This is a genomic window from Streptomyces sp. NPDC031064, assembly GCF_055570965.1.
Genome location: NZ_JBVIGF010000002.1, coordinates 870,656 through 888,111 on the forward strand (window position 1 = coordinate 870,656; position 17,456 = coordinate 888,111).

Below are 17,456 nucleotides of genomic sequence, written 5' to 3' on the forward strand. Positions count from 1 at the left end.
CATCGCCCGCCCCTCGACACCCCCTGGGATCGCAACCCATGACTGACACGAACACCGGTGGCGACGTCCGCCTGTCCGGCATCAGCAAGACGTACGGCTCCTTCACCGCCGTCCACCCCCTCGACCTGACCGTCCCGCAGGGCTCGTTCTTCGCCCTCCTCGGCGCCTCGGGCTGCGGCAAGACCACCACCCTGCGCATGATCGCCGGCCTGGAGGAGCCCACCACGGGCACCGTCTTCCTCGGCGACCAGGACGTCACCGACCTGCCCCCCTACAAGCGGCCCGTCAACACCGTCTTCCAGAGCTACGCGCTCTTCCCGCACCTGAGCATCTACGAGAACGTCGCCTTCGGGCTGCGCCGCCGGGGCATCAAGTCCGTGAAGAAGCAGGTCGACGAGATGCTCGACCTCGTCCAGCTCGGCGACAAGGCACGGCACAAGCCGCACCAGCTCTCCGGCGGCCAGCAGCAGCGCGTCGCCGTCGCCCGCGCGCTCATCAACCACCCCCAGGTGCTCCTCCTCGACGAGCCGCTCGGCGCCCTCGACCTCAAGCTGCGCCGCCAGATGCAGCTCGAACTCAAGCGCATCCAGACCGAGGTCGGCATCACCTTCGTCCACGTCACCCACGACCAGGAGGAGGCCATGACCATGGCCGACACCGTCGCGGTGATGAACGGCGGCCGCGTGGAACAGCTCGGCGCGCCCGCCGACCTCTACGAGAACCCGCGCACCACGTTCGTCGCCAACTTCCTGGGTACGTCCAACCTCATCGAGGCCGAGGTCGTTGAGGCGGGTGCCGACGTCATGGTGACCGCCGGCGACGGCACACTGCGGCTGCCCGCCGACCGGTGCTCCGCCCCCACCACGACCGGCGGCAAGGTGCTGGTCGGCATCCGCCCGGAGAAGATCACGCTCGCTCACGCCGACGACGCGGGCGCGGTCGCCACCGGGCGCAACAAGGTCACCGGCCGGATCGTCGACACCTCCTTCATCGGTGTCTCCACCCAGTACGTCGTGGACAGCCCGGCCGGCGGCGGCCTCCAGGTGTACGAGCAGAACATCGAGCGCGACTCCCGCCTGGTCCCCGGCGCCGAGGTCGTCCTGCACTGGAACCCCGCGCACACCTTCGGCCTGGACGCCGCCCAGGACATCGAGGCGGGCATGGAAAAGGTGGAGGACGGGGCGTGACGATCACCGAAGCACCGGCCGCCCCCGAGGCGCCACCCGCCGTCGTACGCAAGACGGCCACGCGCAAACGGCTCGTCCCCTACTGGCTGCTCCTGCCCGGCATCCTCTGGCTGCTCGTCTTCTTCGCGCTGCCGATGGTCTACCAGGCGTCCACCTCCGTGCAGACCGGCTCCCTGGAGCGGGGCTTCGAGGTCACCTGGCACTTCCAGACCTACTGGGAGGCCTTCACCGAGTACTGGCCGCAGTTCGTCCGGTCCCTGCTGTACGCGGGCACCGCCACCGTCCTGTGCCTGCTGCTCGGCTATCCGCTCGCGTACCTCATCGCCTTCAAGGCGGGCCGCTGGCGCAACCTGCTCCTGGTCCTGGTCATCGCGCCGTTCTTCACCAGCTTCCTCATCCGTACGCTGGCCTGGAAGACGATCCTGGCGGACGGCGGCGCCGTCGTCGGCGCGCTGGACGCCCTGCACGTCCTGGAGGTCACCAACTGGCTGGGCTGGACCCAGGGGGACCGCGTCCTGGCCACGCCCATGGCGGTGGTCTGCGGCCTCACGTACAACTTCCTGCCGTTCATGATCCTGCCGCTCTACACCTCGCTGGAGCGGATCGACGGGCGGCTGCACGAGGCGGCCAAGGACCTGTACGCGTCGCCCGCCACCACCTTCCGCAAGGTGACCTTCCCGCTGTCCATGCCGGGCGTGGTCTCCGGGACGCTGCTCACCTTCATCCCGGCGAGCGGCGACTACGTCAACGCCGAACTGCTCGGCTCGACCGACACCAAGATGGTCGGCAACGTCATCCAGTCGCAGTTCCTCCGGGTGCTGGACTACCCGACGGCGGCCGCGCTGTCCTTCATCCTGATGGCCATCGTGCTGATCATGGTCACCGTCTACATCCGCCGGGCCGGAACGGAGGACCTGGTCTGATGCGCTGGCTCCGCAAGAACCTCGTCGTCATCGCGGGTCTGCTGACCCTCGCGTACCTGATCCTGCCGAACGTCATCGTGATGGTGTTCTCGTTCAACAAGCCGGCGGGGCGCTTCAACTACTCCTGGCGGGAGTTCTCCACCGACGCCTGGCGGGACCCCTGCGGCGTCGCCGACCTGTGCGGCTCGCTCACGCTGTCGCTCCAGATCGCAGCCTGGGCGACCCTCGGCGCCACCCTCCTGGGCACCATGATCGCCTTCGCGCTGGTCCGCTACCGCTTCCGGGCGCGTGGCGCGATCAACTCGCTGATCTTCCTGCCGATGTCCATGCCCGAGGTGGTCATGGCCGCCTCGCTGCTCACGCTGTTCCTCAACATGGGCGCCGAGCTGGGCTTCTGGACGGTCCTCATCGCGCACATCATGTTCTGCCTGAGCTTCGTCGTGGTGGCCGTCAAGGCGCGCGTGATGTCCATGGACCCGCGCCTGGAGGAGGCCGCCAGGGACCTGTACGCGGGACCCGTGCAGACCTTCCTGCGGGTCACCCTGCCCATCGCCGCACCCGGCATCGCGGCGGGCGCCCTGCTCGCCTTCGCGCTGTCGTTCGACGACTTCATCATCACCAACTTCAACGCGGGCTCCACCGTGACCTTCCCCATGTTCGTGTGGGGCTCGGCACAGCGCGGCACGCCCGTACAGATCAACGTCATCGGCACGGCGATGTTCGTCATCGCGGTCCTGGTGGTCGTCGCCGGACAGGTCGCGGCCGGCCGGCGCAAGCGCACCGAAGCCCCATGAGTTCCTGAGGGAGTTGGAAACCATGGCCCCAGTTGCCATGCGTACTGCTGCACAATCACTCTCGGACGCCCAGCCCGTCCCCTTCTGGCTGGAAGACCCCGGCAAGCCCGCCGCGCTGCCCGCCCTCACCGGTACCGAGCACTGCGACCTGCTTGTCGTCGGAGGCGGCTACAGCGGCCTGTGGACCGCGCTCCTCGCCAAGGAGCGGGACCCCGCGCGGGACGTCGTCCTCATCGAGGGCCGGGAGGCGGGCTGGGCCGCCTCCGGCCGCAACGGCGGCTTCTGCGCCGCCTCCCTCACCCACGGCTTCGGCAACGGCCTCGCCCGCTGGCCGGACGAGCTCGCCACCCTCGAAGAGCTGGGGGAGAAGAACCTCGACGCCATCGAGGCCGCCGTCACCGCGTACGGCATCGACTGCGACTTCGAGCGCACCGGCGAGATCGACGTCGCCACCGAGCCCCACCAGGTGACCGAGCTGACCGGGATGTACGAGGAGGCCGACCGGCTCGGTCTCGCCGGCGGCCTGGAGCTCCTCGACCGGGACGCCGTGCGCGCCCAGGTCGACTCGCCCACCTTCCTGGGCGGGCTGTGGGACCGGCGCGGCGTCGCCATGCTGCACCCGGCCAAGCTGGCGTGGGGCCTCAAGCGTGCCTGCGTCGAGCTGGGCGTGCGCGTCTACGAGAACACCCGGGGCCTGGAACTGGCCCGCGCGGGTGCCGGGATGGCCGTACGCACACCCTACGGGAGGGTCTTCGCCCGGCAGGTCGCGCTCGGCACCAACGTCTTCCCCTCGCTGGTCAAGCGCGTCCGGGCGTACACGGTTCCCGTGTACGACTACGCGCTGATGACCGAACCCCTGACGGACGAACAGCTCCGGTCCATCGGCTGGAAGAACCGCCAGGGCCTGGGGGACAGCGCCAACCAGTTCCACTACTTCCGGCTCTCCGCCGACAACCGCGTCCTGTGGGGCGGTTACGACGCCGTCTACCCGTTCGGCGGGCGCGTCCGCGCGGAACACGATCACCGTCCCGAGACCTACCTCAAGCTCGCCGAGCACTTCTTCCGCTGCTTCCCGCAGTTGGAGGGTGTCCGGTTCAGCCACGCCTGGGGCGGCGCCATCGACACCTGCTCCCGCTTCTCGGCGTTCTTCGGCACGGCGCACGCGGGACGGGTCGCGTACGCGGCGGGCTTCACGGGCCTGGGCGTCGGCGCGACCCGCTTCGGGGCGGACGTGATGCTCGACCTGCTGTCGGGCGAGCGGACCGAGCGTACGGAGCTGGAGATGGTGCGCACCAAGCCGCTGCCGTTCCCGCCGGAGCCGATCGCCTGGGCGGGCATCGGGCTGACCAAGTGGTCCCTGGCCCGCGCCGACGCCAACGGGGGCCGCCGCAACCTCTGGCTCAAGGCGATGGACCGGCTGGGGCTCGGTTTCGACAGTTGAGCCGGACGATCGGGACCGGCTCCGGCGGTTGAGCAGAATGCGCCCGTCGCGCGCCCCCGGCGACCCGGTTCACCACCACGCCGGTGCCCCAGTCGCGTAATGATCCACGCGGACCCCCCTCTCCCCGTGTGAACGCACTGCCCGCCGGGGCAGTCACAGACACGGACATGGAGGCAGCGGGCGATGACTGGTTCGGGGGCCAAGGCCGCGGTGGAGTGGCTGGCGGCGGTGGCGCCGGATCCCGACGCCTGCCGGTGGGAGTGGGAGCGCAACCCCCTCGGGGTCGCGCTCCTGCCCGCCGGCCGGCGCTGGGACGTGCTGATCACCCCGGCCGAGCTCGGCCACGCCACACTCGACGTCCTGTGCCGGCTCGTCGACCACCCGGGCCCGGTGCTCGCCGACTTCGGCGACGCGCGCCTGGGCTTCTTCGTGCCCGTGGGCACCGCCGCGCGGTGGGTCGGCACCGGGATGCGGGCCGCCGGCCGCGGCACCTGGATCGTCGTGCCGTACCCGGGCCGGGTGACGGGCGCGGCGCGCTGGCTGGTGCTGCCCGACGGCAGGGGCACGCTGACCGACCCGGCGCTGCTGGAGCTGGCGATGCACGAGGCGGCGGCGCACCTGGCGAGGCGTCAGGAGCCTTGACCCCGTCCGCGGCGCACATGGGCGGCGCCGGCGCCGAACAGGCACGCGCTCGCCACCACGTCCAGCGGCCAGTGGTAGCCGCGCAGTACGAGCCCGATGCCCGTCGCCACCGTCAGCAGGACCGCGACCGGCAGCAGGCGCCGGTGCACCAGGAGCGCCGCGCCGCAGTACGCCACCAGGGCCGTCGCGGTGTGCCCGGAGGGGTAGTAGCCGGTCTCCGGGGTGAGCGGGCCCACCCGGTCCACGAGCAGTTTCAGCGGTACGACCAGGAGGGGTACGAGCGCCATGGCGAGGGCCGCGTACAGCGCCTGGGCGCGGCGGCCGCGCCGGACCGCGTAGGCCGCCGCGGCGGCCAGGACGGGGAGGGCCACCTGCATGTTGCCCAGGTCCGCGAGCAGTTCGGTCAGGGGGGCGGGGCCACGGCCCGCCAGGGCGCGGCTCGCGCGCTCGTCCAGCCGGGCGAGGGGGCCGTGGACGACGACCTGCCAGGTGATGACGGCGAACACCGCCAGAAGAAGAGCCGGCCGCCCCGGAACAGGGGGGGTGGTTCCGAGGCGGCCGCCAAGACCGGTGTGCCGCGCGCCCCGGGGGGTGTGGGGCGGGCGACTGTCCGATCGGTGAGGAGATCCGGAGCCCGAAGCTCCGGTGGTGTGCGCGAGGGCACGACCAGGACGAGGCTGGGGAGGCTCCGTCCCGGAGCCGTCCGCAGTCCCCTGCGGACGGGGTGTTTCTCTCATCTGCAGAAACCGTACGGCAGAGAACGGGGGGACCGACAGCCGGATCTCCATCCCGCCATCGGCCCCCCACTGCTTCTTCACAACCGGTCGCACAGCGTCATGCCCGGGCTCGGGCCGCGCCGTGCCGCTGCCGGTCTCAGATGCCGGCGAACGCGTTCTCGATGATGTCCAGGCCCTCGTTGAGGAGGTCCTCGCCGATGACCAGCGGCGGCAGGAAGCGCAGCACGTTGCCGTAGGTGCCACAGGTCAGGACCAGCAGGCCCTCCGCGTGGCAGGCCTTGGCGAGCGCGCCGGCGGCCTCCGGGTTCGGCTCCTTGGTCGCCGGGTCCTTCACCAGCTCGATCGCGATCATGGCGCCGCGGCCACGGATGTCGCCGATGATCTCGTACTTCTCCTGCATGGCGGAGAGGCGGCCCTTCATGACCTCCTCGATGCGCTTCGCCTTGCCGTTGAGGTCGAGCTCCTTCATCGTCTCGATGGCACCGAGCGCACCGGCGCAGGCCACCGGGTTGCCGCCGTAGGTGCCGCCCAGGCCACCGCCGTGCACGGCGTCCATGATCTCGGCGCGGCCGGTGACGGCGGCGAGCGGCAGGCCGCCCGCGATGCCCTTGGCGGTGGTGATCAGGTCCGGGACGACGCCCTCGTCCTCGCACGCGAACCACTGGCCGGTGCGGCAGAAGCCGGACTGGATCTCGTCCGCGACGAAGACGATGCCGTTGTCGTTGGCGAACTTCACGATCGCCGGCAGGAAGCCCTTGGCCGGCTCGATGAAGCCGCCCTCGCCGAGCACCGGCTCGATGATGATCGCGGCGACGTTCTCGGCGCCGATCTGCTTGGTGATCTGGTCGATCGCCTGCGCGGCGGCCTCGGGGCCACAGTTCTCGGCGCCGGTCGGCCAGCGGTAGCCGTAGGCGACCGGGACGCGGTAGACCTCGGGCGCGAAGGGACCGAAGCCGTGCTTGTACGGCATGTTCTTGGCCGTCAGCGCCATCGTGAGGTTCGTACGGCCGTGGTAGCCGTGGTCGAAGACGACGACGGCCTGGCGCTTGGTGTACGAGCGGGCGATCTTCACCGCGTTCTCGACGGCCTCGGCACCGCTGTTGAACAGCGCGGACTTCTTGGCGTGGTCGCCCGGGGTCAGCTCGGCGAGCGCCTCACAGACCTCGACGTAGCCCTCGTACGGCGTGACCATGAAGCACGTGTGCGTGAACTGCTCGAGCTGGGCGCTCGCCCGGCGCACGACCGCCTCGGCGGAGGCGCCCACCGAGGTCACGGCGATACCGGAACCGAAGTCGATCAGGCGGTTGCCGTCGACGTCCTCGATCACACCGCCACCGGCGCGGGTCGTGAAGACCGGCAGCACGGACCCCACGCCGCCCGCGACCGCGGACAGACGGCGGGCCTGAAGCTCCTGCGACTTCGGGCCGGGGATGGCGGTGACGACGCGGCGCTCCTGCGGGATTTCGGTCATGCGGGGCTCCTGGGGTGGGGTCTTTCGGACGCTACTTCTCTTTCTTCCGCAGGCTAGGGCTGGGGGAGGGGGGTGGGCATGCTCCGTTAGGGAGTGGTCGGTGCCGTGTCCTTGTCCGGGACGGACATAGCCGCCCCCCGCCGCCCCGCCGCTTCGGAGTTGTCCACAGGTCGGTGAACCGCCCCGGCCGGACGGCTAGATTGACGGAGGCACAGACGCGCGGGACCTGGCTGGTCAGGGGGCAGGGGTTCATGGACACCGACGGTACGTACGAGGCACGGCGCAGCCACGTCGGCAAGCCGCCCGTGCCGCCCCCGCCCCGGCACGCCCCGGCGCCCGCCGGCGGGGGTACCGCGCAGTGGCTGCGCACGCCCCGGCCGGCGGCCGAGCCCGGGGTGTGGCGGTTCGGGCACCGGCCGCGCCCGGAGGAGGAGCCGGAGACGGTGCCCGCCCGCCGGCTGTTCGCCGGCGCGGTGATCGCCCTGCTCAGCGGCTGGCTCCTGTGGTCCCTGCTGTGGAACGGGTACCTGGGCTACTACTGGCTCTGGCCGCTCCTGGCGTTCACCCCCGACGAGTGGCGCACCCAGCCGGGCACCTGGGCCACGGCCAGCTATGTGTACTACGCCCTCGTCGGCGGCGGCCTGCTGGTCTTCTTCGCCCGGATCGGCCACATCCCCGAGATCTGGCGCCGGTACGCGAAGAAGAAGGACACCCCGCCCCCGCCGCCGCCCCCGGACGCCGACCCCGCCGACTGGCCCGAGCTGCGGGACGCCGGGCTCACCGACGCGGCGGCCAGGCTCGCCGAGGCCACCCGGGCCGGGGCGCTCGGCGACGTGGACTACGCCCGCATCCGGCGGGCCTGGCAGGGCGTGCGCACCCATCCGGACCGGCTCGCCGCGTTCACCGACGCCGTGCGCGCCCACGGGCCCGCCGCGTGCGCCCACCCGTCGGGCGTGCGCGACCTGCCCGTCCGCACGGCCGCCCACGACCTGGCTACCGCCCAGGTGCGGATCGGCACCGCGGCCGACCACCCCCGCAACCCCTACGCCCGGCGCACCACCGGGGTCGCCCTGGAGCCCGCCGTGCTCGGCACCTCGCTGCTGGCCGTCGGGCCCGCCGGGTCCGGCAAAACGGTCCGGCTGGTGCGCCCGGTCGTGGAGTCCCTGTGCCTCCAGGCCCTCGCCAACCGCGCCGCCGTCGTCGCCGTGACCGCCCACGGCACCGCCCTCGCCCCGGACGCCGCCTTCGACGTGATCGTCTCCGTCGGCCGACCCGACTCCACCCACGACCTCGACCTCTACGGCGGCGCCGACGACCCCGACGAGGCCGCCCGGATGCTCGCCGAGGCCCTCGTCGGCGACCTCGTCCCCGACAGCCGCCGCGCCGCCACCGCGCTGGCCCAGCTCATCGGCCCCTACCGGGCCGCGCACGGCCACTTCCCCGCCGTACCGGAGCTGCGCGAGCTGCTCGGCGGGGCGCCCAAGGCACTGGCCGAGCTGCGCGCGGCCGTGGCCGACGACCCGGCCCAGCTCCGCGAGCTGGACGCGCGGGAGCGGCAGGCCGAGCGCGGCGACGACGTCGGAGTGCTGCTGGCCGAGCGGATCGCCTTCCTCGACCGGCCCGCCTTCGCCCGGTTCTTCCGCACCGACACCGAAGGGCGCCGGTTCTCGCCGCGCGCCATCGAGCACCCGCTGCGCGTCCGCGTCGACCTGCCCGAGCGCGGGCACGCCGAGGCGTCCCGCATCGTGGCCCGGCTGCTGCTGGCCCAGTTCACCGAGGCGGCCCTGGCGCGCGGCGACCGGTCGCTGTTCGCCTGCCTGGTCCTGGACGACGCCACGTACACGGTCACCGCCGACTCCGTACGCGCCATCCAGCGCCTGCGCTCGGCGCACGCGGGTGTCGTCCTGGCGCTGCGCACCCTGGAGGACGTGCCCGAGGCGCTGCGCGGGCCGCTGCTGGGCGCCGTCGGGTGCCGGATGGCGTTCGCGGGCATCGCGCCCTGGGACGGCGGGCGGTTCGCGGAGACCTGGGGCACCGAGTGGGTGCAGACCCGGGACGTCACCAACCGGCAGATCATCTCCGACGAGCCGCTCACCAAGGCCCTGCACTTCCTGCGCCGCCTGGTGACCGGCAAGGCGGCGACGGCCGAGGCGGTGACCGTACGGGAGGTCGAACGGCAGCGCTGGTCCGCCTCGGACCTCGCCCACGCGGTGCCTCCCGGGCATGCCGTACTGTCCCTGACAGGCGTGCGAGGGGAACATGTCCCTCCGCTTCTGGTCGACCTGCGAACGTGACGTGACGTGACAACCTGGCAGAATTGAGGGGAGTCGTTCATACGGGACGGCGAAATCTGATCCCCCTGCCGAAAGTCCGACGGTCCCGCCATGCCGCTCACGCTCGCCTCGCTCGTCCAGCACTCGGCGCTGAAGCTCACCGTCCGCGCCGGGGAGGACCGCCTCGACACACCCGTCCGCTGGGCACACGTCAGCGAGCTCACCGACCCCGTCCCCTACATGGAGGGCGGTGAGCTGCTCATGGTCACCGCCATGAAGCTGGACGCCGAGAACCCCGAGGCCATGCGCCGCTACGTCAAGCGGCTGGCCGACGCCGGGGTCGTCGGCCTCGGCTTCGCCGTCGGCGTCAACTACGACGAGACCCCGCAGGCCCTGGTCGACGCGGCCCGCGAGCAGGGCCTGCCGCTGCTGGAGGTGCCGCGCCGCACCCCGTTCCTCGCCATCTCCAAGGCGGTGTCGGCGGCCATCGCGGCCGACCAGTACCGGGCGGTGACAGCCGGGTTCGAAGCCCAGCGCGAGATGACCCGGGCCGCCCTCGCCGAGGGCCCCGGCGCCGTCGTGACGCGGCTCGCCGCCCACGTGGACGGCTGGGCGGCGCTGTACGACGCGTCCGGCGCCGTGCTGGCCGCGGCGCCCGAGTGGGCGGCGCGCCGGGCCGCACGGCTCACCCCCGACGTGGAACGGCTCCGGGAGCGGTCGGCGCCCGCCAGCGCGGTGGTCGGCGGCACCGAGGACCGGGTGGAGCTCCAGTCGCTGGGCAGCGGGCGGCGGGTCCGGGGCGCCCTGGCGGTGGGCACGGGCGCGCCGCTGGGGACGGCGGAACGGTACGCCGTCCACTCGGCCATCGCCCTGCTGACGCTCACCACCGAGCGGTCGCGCTCCCTCCAGGCGGCCGAGCAGCGGCTCGGCGCGGCGGTGCTGCGCATGATGCTGTCCGGGCAGCCGGACCACGCCCGGGCCGTGGCGGGCGACCTGTACGGCGGGCTGCTCGACGCCCCGTTCCGGCTGCTGATCGCCGAGCCCGCCTCGGCCGAGCGCGACCCGAACGCCGATGCGCCGCTGCCCGCCCTCGCCGACACCCTGGAAACGGCGGCCGCCCGCACCGGCGAGACGGTGCTGACCGTGCCGGAGGGCGACGAGCGGCTGGTCGTGCTGGCCGGGGACGGGGGCGCGGTGGCCACCGCGTGCGAGGCGTACGCCGAGAAGGAGGCCGAGGAGGCCGGGGTCGTCATCGGCCTGTCGGCTCCGACCGGCCCGATCGCGGCGGGCGCCGCGTACAAGCAGGCCGAGCAGGCCCTGTCGGTGGCCCGCCGGCGCGGCCGCGCGCTGGTCGAGCACGAGGAGCTGGCGGCCGGCTCGGTGCTGCCGCTGCTGGCCGACGACGCGGTGCGGGCGTTCGCGGACGGCATGCTGCGCGCGCTGTACGAACACGACGCGACCGGCCGTGGCGACCTGGTCGCCTCGCTGCGCGCCTGGCTCTCCCGCCACGGCCAGTGGGACGCGGCCGCGGCGGACCTGGGCGTCCACCGGCACACGCTGCGGTACCGGATGCGCCGCGTCGAGGAGATCCTGGGCCGCTCACTCGACGACCCGGACGTCCGGATGGAGCTCTGGCTGGCCCTGAAGGCCACGGGCGGCGCCCCGACGCCGTAACGGTGCCGGCCGGGGCGGTGCCCGCCGGGGCGGTAGCGGTGCCCGCCGGGTCGGTGCCCGTTCCCGGCGTCCCTGGGGGCTTCCCGTTGTGGGGTGCCTCCGCGCACAACGCACTGGGGCGGTGCCTGTTCTCGGTGACCCCGGGTGCGGGCCGGTGGGTCGGCGGTCACCCCGGGTGGGGTGGGGGCGGGGCCCCTCCGGGCTCACCTCCTCGAGGCCGGCGGCCTTGGGTGCCGGCAAAGGAAGCCGTTACGGAGCCGCCAACCTCTGCGGGGGCGACCCTGCACGGCCCCACCCGGTGCACGCCAGGTGCGGACCGTGGGGCCTCAAGGCCCAAAGCCTGCCCGGATGCGGGCAAATTCCTTGCCGTTCCGGTCGTAAGATCCATAGTCTCCGGTGCATGACAAGCCGCGCCGCAGCCCCGGCCTCAATCACCCCGACCGACCGTCACGCCCGCCCCGCTCGCCGTATCACCGGCGCCGTGTGGGCCGCGCTGGCGATCGTGTACGTGGTGTGGGGGTCCACCTACCTCGGCATCGCCGTCGTCGTCGAGACCATGCCGCCCTTCCTGTCGGCCGGCGTCAGGTTCGTCGTCGCCGGCCTCCTCCTCGCCGCGCTGCTGGCCTGGCGGAAGGGTCCCGGCGTCCTGAAGGTCACCCGCGCGCAGCTCGCGTCCGCCGCCGTGGTCGGGCTGTGCCTGCTGCTCGGCGGCAACGGGCTCGTCGTCCTCGCCGAGACCTCCGTGCCCTCCGGGCTCACCGCGCTGCTCATCGCGGTCGTCCCCGCCTGGGTCGTACTGCTGCGCACCCTCTTCGGGGAGCGGCCGGGCCGGGGCGCGTACACCGGCGTCCTGCTCGGCCTCGCCGGGCTCGCCGTCCTCACCCTGCCCGGCCTGAGCGGCGACGTACGGATCGGCGGCGTGCTCACCGTGATCGTGGCGACCGTGCTGTGGTCCGTCGGGACCTTCTCCTCGTCCCGGATACCCATGCCCGCCAACCCCTTCACCGCGAGCGCCTACGAGATGATCGCCGGCGGCCTCGGCTGCCTGCTCCTCGGACTCGTCCGGGGCGAGCAGCGCGGCCTGGACGTGGGCGCCTTCTCCGCCCGCTCCTGGACCGCCCTCGCCTACCTCATCCTCTTCGGTTCGCTGCTGGCCTTCACCGCGTACGCCTGGCTCCTCCAGACCGCCCCGCTCTCCCTCGTCGCGACCTATGCCTACGTCAACCCCGTCGTCGCCGTCCTCCTCGGCGCGCTGATCCTCGGCGAGGCGCTGACCTGGCCGATCGCCCTCGGTGGCGCGGTCGTGGTGGCCGGGGTCTGCCTCATCGTCAGTACGGAACGGCGAAACTGAGCCCGAGTACCACTCCATCCCGGACAAGCGACCGCGCGCCCTCCCGGCCCTACCGTGTGAGCAGAGACAGCCCCAACTCCGCACAGCTTCGAAAGGGCCGGGATTCGCGAATGACTGCCACCGCCTTCTGGCTCGCCGGCCGCCAGGCCACCGGCGAGACCGCCTTCGACGTCACCTCCCCCTGGGACGGCCGCCTCGTCGGCCAGGTGAGCGTGCCCACCGAGGCCCAGGTCGAAGAGGCCGTGGCCGCCGCGCACGCGGTGATCGACGAGTTCGCCGCGACCCCGGCCCACGTCCGCGCCGCCGCCCTCGACCACGTGTCGAAGCGGCTCGCCGAGCGCACCGAGGAGATCGCCCGGCTGATCTCCGCCGAGAACGGCAAGCCCATCAAGTGGGCCCGTGGCGAGGTCGGCCGCGCCGTCTCGGTGTTCCGCTTCGCCGCCGAGGAGGCCCGCCGCTTCAACGGTGGCGAGGCCCAGCGCCTCGACACCGACGCCGGCGGCACCGGCCGCCTGGGCCTCACGCGCCGCTTCCCCAAGGGCGTCGTCCTCGGTATCGCGCCGTTCAACTTCCCGCTGAACCTGTGCGCCCACAAGATCGCCCCGGCCATCGCCGTCGGCGCGCCGATCATCCTCAAGCCCGCCCCGGCCACCCCGCTGTCCGGCCTCATCCTCGGTGACCTGCTCGCCGAGACGGACCTGCCGGCCGGCTCCTGGTCGATCCTGCCGGTCACCAACGACCGCATGCCCGCCCTCGTCAAGGACGAGCGCCTGCCGGTCATCTCCTTCACCGGCTCCGACAAGGTCGGCTACGCCATCCAGGAGTCCGTGCCGCACAAGCACTGCACCCTGGAGCTGGGCGGCAACGCCGCCGCCGTCGTCCTCGGCGACTGGTCCTCCGAGGAGGACCTGGACTGGGCGGCGACCCGCATCGCCACCTTCTCCAACTACCAGGGCGGCCAGTCCTGCATCTCGGTGCAGCGCGTCATCGCCGACGCCTCCGTGTACGACCGGCTGGTCGCCAAGGTCGTCACCGCCGTCGAGGCCCAGGGCACCGGCGACCCGTCCGACGACACCACCGACGTCGGCCCGCTGGTCAGCGAGGACGCCGCCAAGCGCGTCGAGGCCTGGGTCGACGAGGCCGTGGGCGCCGGCGCCAAGCTGCTCACCGGCGGCAAGCGCGACGGCGCCACCTACGCCCCGACCGTGCTGGAGAACCTGCCCGCCGACGTCACCCTCGCCTGCGAGGAGGTCTTCGGCCCGGTCCTGACCCTGCACAAGGTCGACGGCGAGGCCGAGGCGTTCGCCAAGGTCAACGACTCCAAGTTCGGCCTCCAGGCGGGCGTGTTCACCCACGACCTCCAGACCGCCTTCCGCGCCCACCGCGCCCTTGAGGTCGGCGGCGTGATCATCGGCGACGTCCCTTCCTACCGCGCCGACCAGATGCCGTACGGCGGCGCCAAGCAGTCCGGCGTCGGCCGCGAGGGCGTCCGCTACGCGATGGACGACTACACCTACGAGCGCGTGCTGGTCCTCACGGGCCTGGCCCTGTAACAGCACGCCACTCGTACGGCCCAAGACCGGCGGCCCGAACCCACTGTGCGGGGGTTCGGGCCGCCTTTTCGTACCCGCCGTAATCGGGTAATACGGTCGAGTAGCACCGGTCGGTAGGACCACCGGCCGGCCGCCCCCGACTGAAGCGGCGAGGTGAGCCCACCATGTCCGGCCCCCACCACAAGCCCAAGGTCTCCGAGCGCGAAGCCCGCCAGGTCGCCGAGGCCGCCCGCGAACAGGACTGGCGCAAGCCCAGCTTCGCCAAGGAGCTGTTCCTGGGGCGCTTCCGGCTCGACCTGATCCACCCGCACCCGCTGCCCGCCACCGAACACGTCCAGCGCGGCGAGGAGTTCCTCGCCAAGCTCCGCGACTTCTGCGAGACGAAGCTCGACGGCGCCCTGATCGAGCGGGAGGCCCGCATCCCCGACGCCGTCATCGACGGCCTCAAGGAGATCGGCGCCCTCGGGATGAAGATCGACACCAAGTACGGCGGCCTCGGCCTCACCCAGGTGTACTACAACAAGGCCCTGGCCCTGGCCGGTTCCGTGAGCCCCGCCGTCGGCGCGCTGCTCTCCGCCCATCAGTCGATCGGCCTACCGCAGCCGCTCAAACTCTTCGGCACGCCCGAGCAGAAGGAGACCTACCTCCCAAGGCTCGCCCGCACGGACATCTCCGCCTTCCTCCTCACCGAGCCCGACGTCGGCTCCGACCCGGCCCGCCTGGCCACCACCGCCGTCCCGGACGGCGACGACTACGTCATCGACGGCGTGAAGCTGTGGACCACCAACGGCGTCGTCGCCGACCTCATGGTCGTCATGGCCCGCGTACCGAAGTCCGAGGGGCACAAGGGCGGCATCACCGCCTTCATCGTCGAGGCCGGGTCCGACGGCGTCACCGTGGAGAACCGCAACGCCTTCATGGGCCTGCGGGGCCTGGAGAACGGCGTCACCCGCTTCCACCAGGTGCGCGTCCCCGCCGCCAACCGCATCGGCCCCGAGGGCGCCGGCCTGAAGATTGCGCTCACCACCCTCAACACCGGGCGGCTCTCCCTGCCCGCCATGTGCGCGGGCGCCGGCAAGTGGTGCCTGAAGATCGCCCGGGAATGGTCGGCCGTACGCGAACAGTGGGGCAAGCCCGTCGCCCACCACGAGGCCGTCGGCGCGAAGATCTCCTTCATCGCCGCCACCACCTTCGCCCTCGAAGCGGTCCTGGACCTGTCCAGCCAGATGGCCGACGAGGACCGCAACGACATCCGCATCGAAGCCGCCCTCGCCAAGCTGTACGGCTCCGAGATGGCCTGGCTCATGGCCGACGAGCTGGTCCAGATCCGCGGCGGCCGCGGCTACGAGACCGCCGACTCCCTCGCCGCCCGCGGCGAACGGGCCGTACCCGCCGAACAGCTCCTGCGCGACCTGCGGATCAACCGGATCTTCGAGGGCTCGACGGAGATCATGCACCTGCTGATCGCGCGCGAGGCCGTCGACGCCCACCTCGCCGTCGCCGGCGACATCATCGACCCCGACAAGTCGCTGGGCGACAAGGCGAGGGCCGGCGCCCAGGCCGGCGTGTTCTACGCCCGCTGGCTGCCCAAACTGGTCGCCGGCCCGGGCCAACTGCCGCGCGCGTACGCGGAGTTCCACCCCGCCGGCCACGCCGACCTGTCCACCCACCTCCGCTACGTCGAGCGCACCTCCCGCAAGCTGGCCCGCTCCACCTTCTACGCCATGTCCCGCTGGCAGGGCCGCATGGAGACCAAGCAGGGCTTCCTCGGCCGGATCGTCGACATCGGCGCCGAGCTGTTCGCCATGAGCGCCGCCTGTGTACGGGCGGAGCTGCTGCGCACCACCGAGGCGCACGGCCGCGAGGCGTACCAGCTCGCGGACGCCTTCTGCCGCCAGGCCCGCATCCGGGTGGAGGAGCTGTTCGGCCGGCTCTGGAACAACACCGACGACCTCGACCGCAAGGTCGTCAAGGGCGTCCTGGCCGGGACGTACACCTGGCTGGAGGAGGGCATCATCGACCCCAGCGGCGACGGCCCCTGGATCGCCGACGCCACCCCCGGCCCCTCCACCCGCGAGAACGTCCACCGTCCCATCCGCTGACCAGTTCGTGAGACGCGCGGCGCCCACCCGCCCCCAAACGGCAGGATGGGCGCCGTGACCGTCATCGACATCCCCGGCTCCAAGTCCGTCACCGCCCGCGCCCTGTTCCTCGCCGCCGCGGCCGACGGCACCACCACGCTCGTGCGCCCGCTCGTCTCCGACGACACCGAAGGCTTCGCCGAGGGGCTGACGACCCTCGGGTACGAGGTGGAGCGCGGCGCCCATCAATGGTGCGTCCAGGGCCGCCCGGCCGGTCCGGCCGCCGGAACCGCCGACGTCTACTGCCGCGACGGCGCCACCACCGCACGGTTCCTGCCCGCCCTCGCCGCCGCCGGGCACGGCGACTTCCGGTTCGACGCCTCCGCGCAGATGCGCCGCCGCCCCCTCGCGCCGCTCACAAGGGCGCTGCGCACCCTCGGCGTCGACCTGCGCCACGAGGCGGCCGAGGGCCACCACCCGCTGCGGATCGCCGCCTCCGGCATCAAGGGCGGCGCGCTCACGCTGAATGCCGGGCAGTCGTCCCAGTACCTCACCGCGCTCCTCATGCTCGGCCCGCTCACCGCCGAGGGCCTCACGATCACCGTCACGGACCTGGTCTCGGAGCCGTACGTCGAGATCACCCTCGCCATGATGCGCGCCTTCGGCGCCGAGCCCACCCGGGACAAGAACGTCTTCACCGTCCCGCCCACCGGCTACCGCGCCACCACCTACGCCATCGAGCCCGACGCCTCCACCTCCAGCTACTTCTTCGCCGCCGCCGCGCTCACCGGCCGCGAGGTCACCGTCCCCGGCCTCGGCACCGGCGCCCTCCAGGGCGACCTCGCCTTCGTGGACGTCCTCCGCCGCATGGGCGCCGACGTCACGGTCACCGCCGACGGCACCACCGTGCGCGGCACCGGCCGCCTCAGCGGCCTCACCGTCAACATGCGTGACATCTCCGACACCATGCCGACCCTCGCCGCCCTCGCCCCGTACGCCGACGGCCCGGTCCGCATCGAGGACGTCGCCAACACCCGCGTCAAGGAGTGCGACCGGCTGGAGGCGTGCGCGGAGAACCTCCGGCGCCTCGGGATCACGGTCACCACCGGCCCCGACTGGATCGAAATCCACCCCGGCACCCCCACCCCCGCCGAGATCATCACGCACGGCGACCACCGCATCGTCATGTCGTTCGCCGTCACGGGCCTGCGCACCCCCGGCATTTCCTTCGACGACCCCGGCTGCGTACGCAAGACCTTCCCGGACTTCCACGCCCATTGGGAGAAGTTCACATCCCTGGCTTAGGGGATGCCGGGTCGGGGCACGGCG

At 72.6% G+C, this 17,456-nt stretch carries 13 protein-coding genes; 11 read left to right on the plus strand and 2 right to left on the minus strand.

Annotation, left to right across the window (positions count from 1 at the left end; translation table 11 throughout):
• The first annotated feature begins 38 nt into the window (after positions 1 to 38).
• From ACZ46W_RS10635 to ACZ46W_RS10655, 5 genes are all read left to right on the plus strand, one after another.
• Positions 39 to 1,187 (plus strand): ABC transporter ATP-binding protein, encoded by a 1,149-nt coding sequence (locus ACZ46W_RS10635; protein WP_468334456.1) that lies wholly within the window; start codon positions 39 to 41, stop codon positions 1,185 to 1,187.
• Positions 1,184 to 2,110 carry an ABC transporter permease gene (locus ACZ46W_RS10640; RefSeq protein WP_468334459.1) on the plus strand — a complete coding sequence of 309 codons (927 nt, stop codon included), beginning with the start codon at positions 1,184 to 1,186 and terminating at the stop codon, positions 2,108 to 2,110. Before ACZ46W_RS10635 ends, ACZ46W_RS10640 begins: the two co-directional genes overlap by 4 nt.
• Positions 2,110 to 2,904, plus strand: a complete 795-nt coding sequence (locus ACZ46W_RS10645) for an ABC transporter permease (RefSeq protein ID WP_468334462.1) — start codon at positions 2,110 to 2,112, stop codon at positions 2,902 to 2,904. Before ACZ46W_RS10640 ends, ACZ46W_RS10645 begins: the two co-directional genes overlap by 1 nt.
• Positions 2,905 to 2,926: 22 nt before the next feature.
• Complete coding sequence (locus tag ACZ46W_RS10650) at positions 2,927 to 4,345, plus strand: NAD(P)/FAD-dependent oxidoreductase (protein WP_468334465.1); 1,419 nt, start codon at positions 2,927 to 2,929, stop codon at positions 4,343 to 4,345.
• 183 nt (positions 4,346 to 4,528) lie between these two features.
• Positions 4,529 to 4,987: a hypothetical protein gene (locus tag ACZ46W_RS10655; protein ID WP_468334468.1), complete on the plus strand. Its 459-nt coding sequence runs from the start codon at positions 4,529 to 4,531 to the stop codon at positions 4,985 to 4,987.
• Here ACZ46W_RS10655 and ACZ46W_RS10660 read toward each other — a convergent pair.
• Together ACZ46W_RS10660 and gabT are read right to left on the minus strand one after the other, a co-directional pair.
• Positions 4,975 to 5,724, minus strand: coding sequence for a phosphatase PAP2 family protein (locus ACZ46W_RS10660; RefSeq protein ID WP_468334471.1), 750 nt, complete (start codon positions 5,722 to 5,724; stop codon positions 4,975 to 4,977). The two genes, ACZ46W_RS10655 and ACZ46W_RS10660, sit on opposite strands and share 13 nt — an antisense overlap.
• Positions 5,725 to 5,860: 136 nt before the next feature.
• Complete coding sequence (gene gabT / locus ACZ46W_RS10665; RefSeq protein ID WP_468334474.1) at positions 5,861 to 7,195, minus strand: 4-aminobutyrate--2-oxoglutarate transaminase; 1,335 nt, start codon at positions 7,193 to 7,195, stop codon at positions 5,861 to 5,863.
• Positions 7,196 to 7,446: 251 nt separating this feature from the next.
• Between gabT and ACZ46W_RS10670 the strand changes: the two genes are divergently transcribed.
• From ACZ46W_RS10670 to aroA, 6 genes are all read left to right on the plus strand, one after another.
• Positions 7,447 to 9,489 carry a type IV secretory system conjugative DNA transfer family protein gene (locus tag ACZ46W_RS10670; protein ID WP_468334477.1) on the plus strand — a complete coding sequence of 681 codons (2,043 nt, stop codon included), beginning with the start codon at positions 7,447 to 7,449 and terminating at the stop codon, positions 9,487 to 9,489.
• Between the two features lie 90 nt (positions 9,490 to 9,579).
• Positions 9,580 to 11,142, plus strand: a complete 1,563-nt coding sequence (locus ACZ46W_RS10675) for a PucR family transcriptional regulator (RefSeq protein WP_468334480.1) — start codon at positions 9,580 to 9,582, stop codon at positions 11,140 to 11,142.
• 400 nt (positions 11,143 to 11,542) lie between these two features.
• Positions 11,543 to 12,493, plus strand: a complete 951-nt coding sequence (locus ACZ46W_RS10680) for an EamA family transporter (protein WP_468334483.1) — start codon at positions 11,543 to 11,545, stop codon at positions 12,491 to 12,493.
• Positions 12,494 to 12,603: 110 nt separating this feature from the next.
• Positions 12,604 to 14,046: an aldehyde dehydrogenase family protein gene (locus tag ACZ46W_RS10685; protein ID WP_468334486.1), complete on the plus strand. Its 1,443-nt coding sequence runs from the start codon at positions 12,604 to 12,606 to the stop codon at positions 14,044 to 14,046.
• 164 nt (positions 14,047 to 14,210) lie between these two features.
• Positions 14,211 to 16,148 (plus strand): acyl-CoA dehydrogenase family protein, encoded by a 1,938-nt coding sequence (locus ACZ46W_RS10690; protein ID WP_468334489.1) that lies wholly within the window; start codon positions 14,211 to 14,213, stop codon positions 16,146 to 16,148.
• A 54-nt stretch (positions 16,149 to 16,202) separates the two neighbouring features.
• Positions 16,203 to 17,432: a 3-phosphoshikimate 1-carboxyvinyltransferase gene (gene aroA, locus ACZ46W_RS10695; RefSeq protein ID WP_468334492.1), complete on the plus strand. Its 1,230-nt coding sequence runs from the start codon at positions 16,203 to 16,205 to the stop codon at positions 17,430 to 17,432.
• The last annotated feature ends 24 nt before the right edge of the window (positions 17,433 to 17,456 follow it).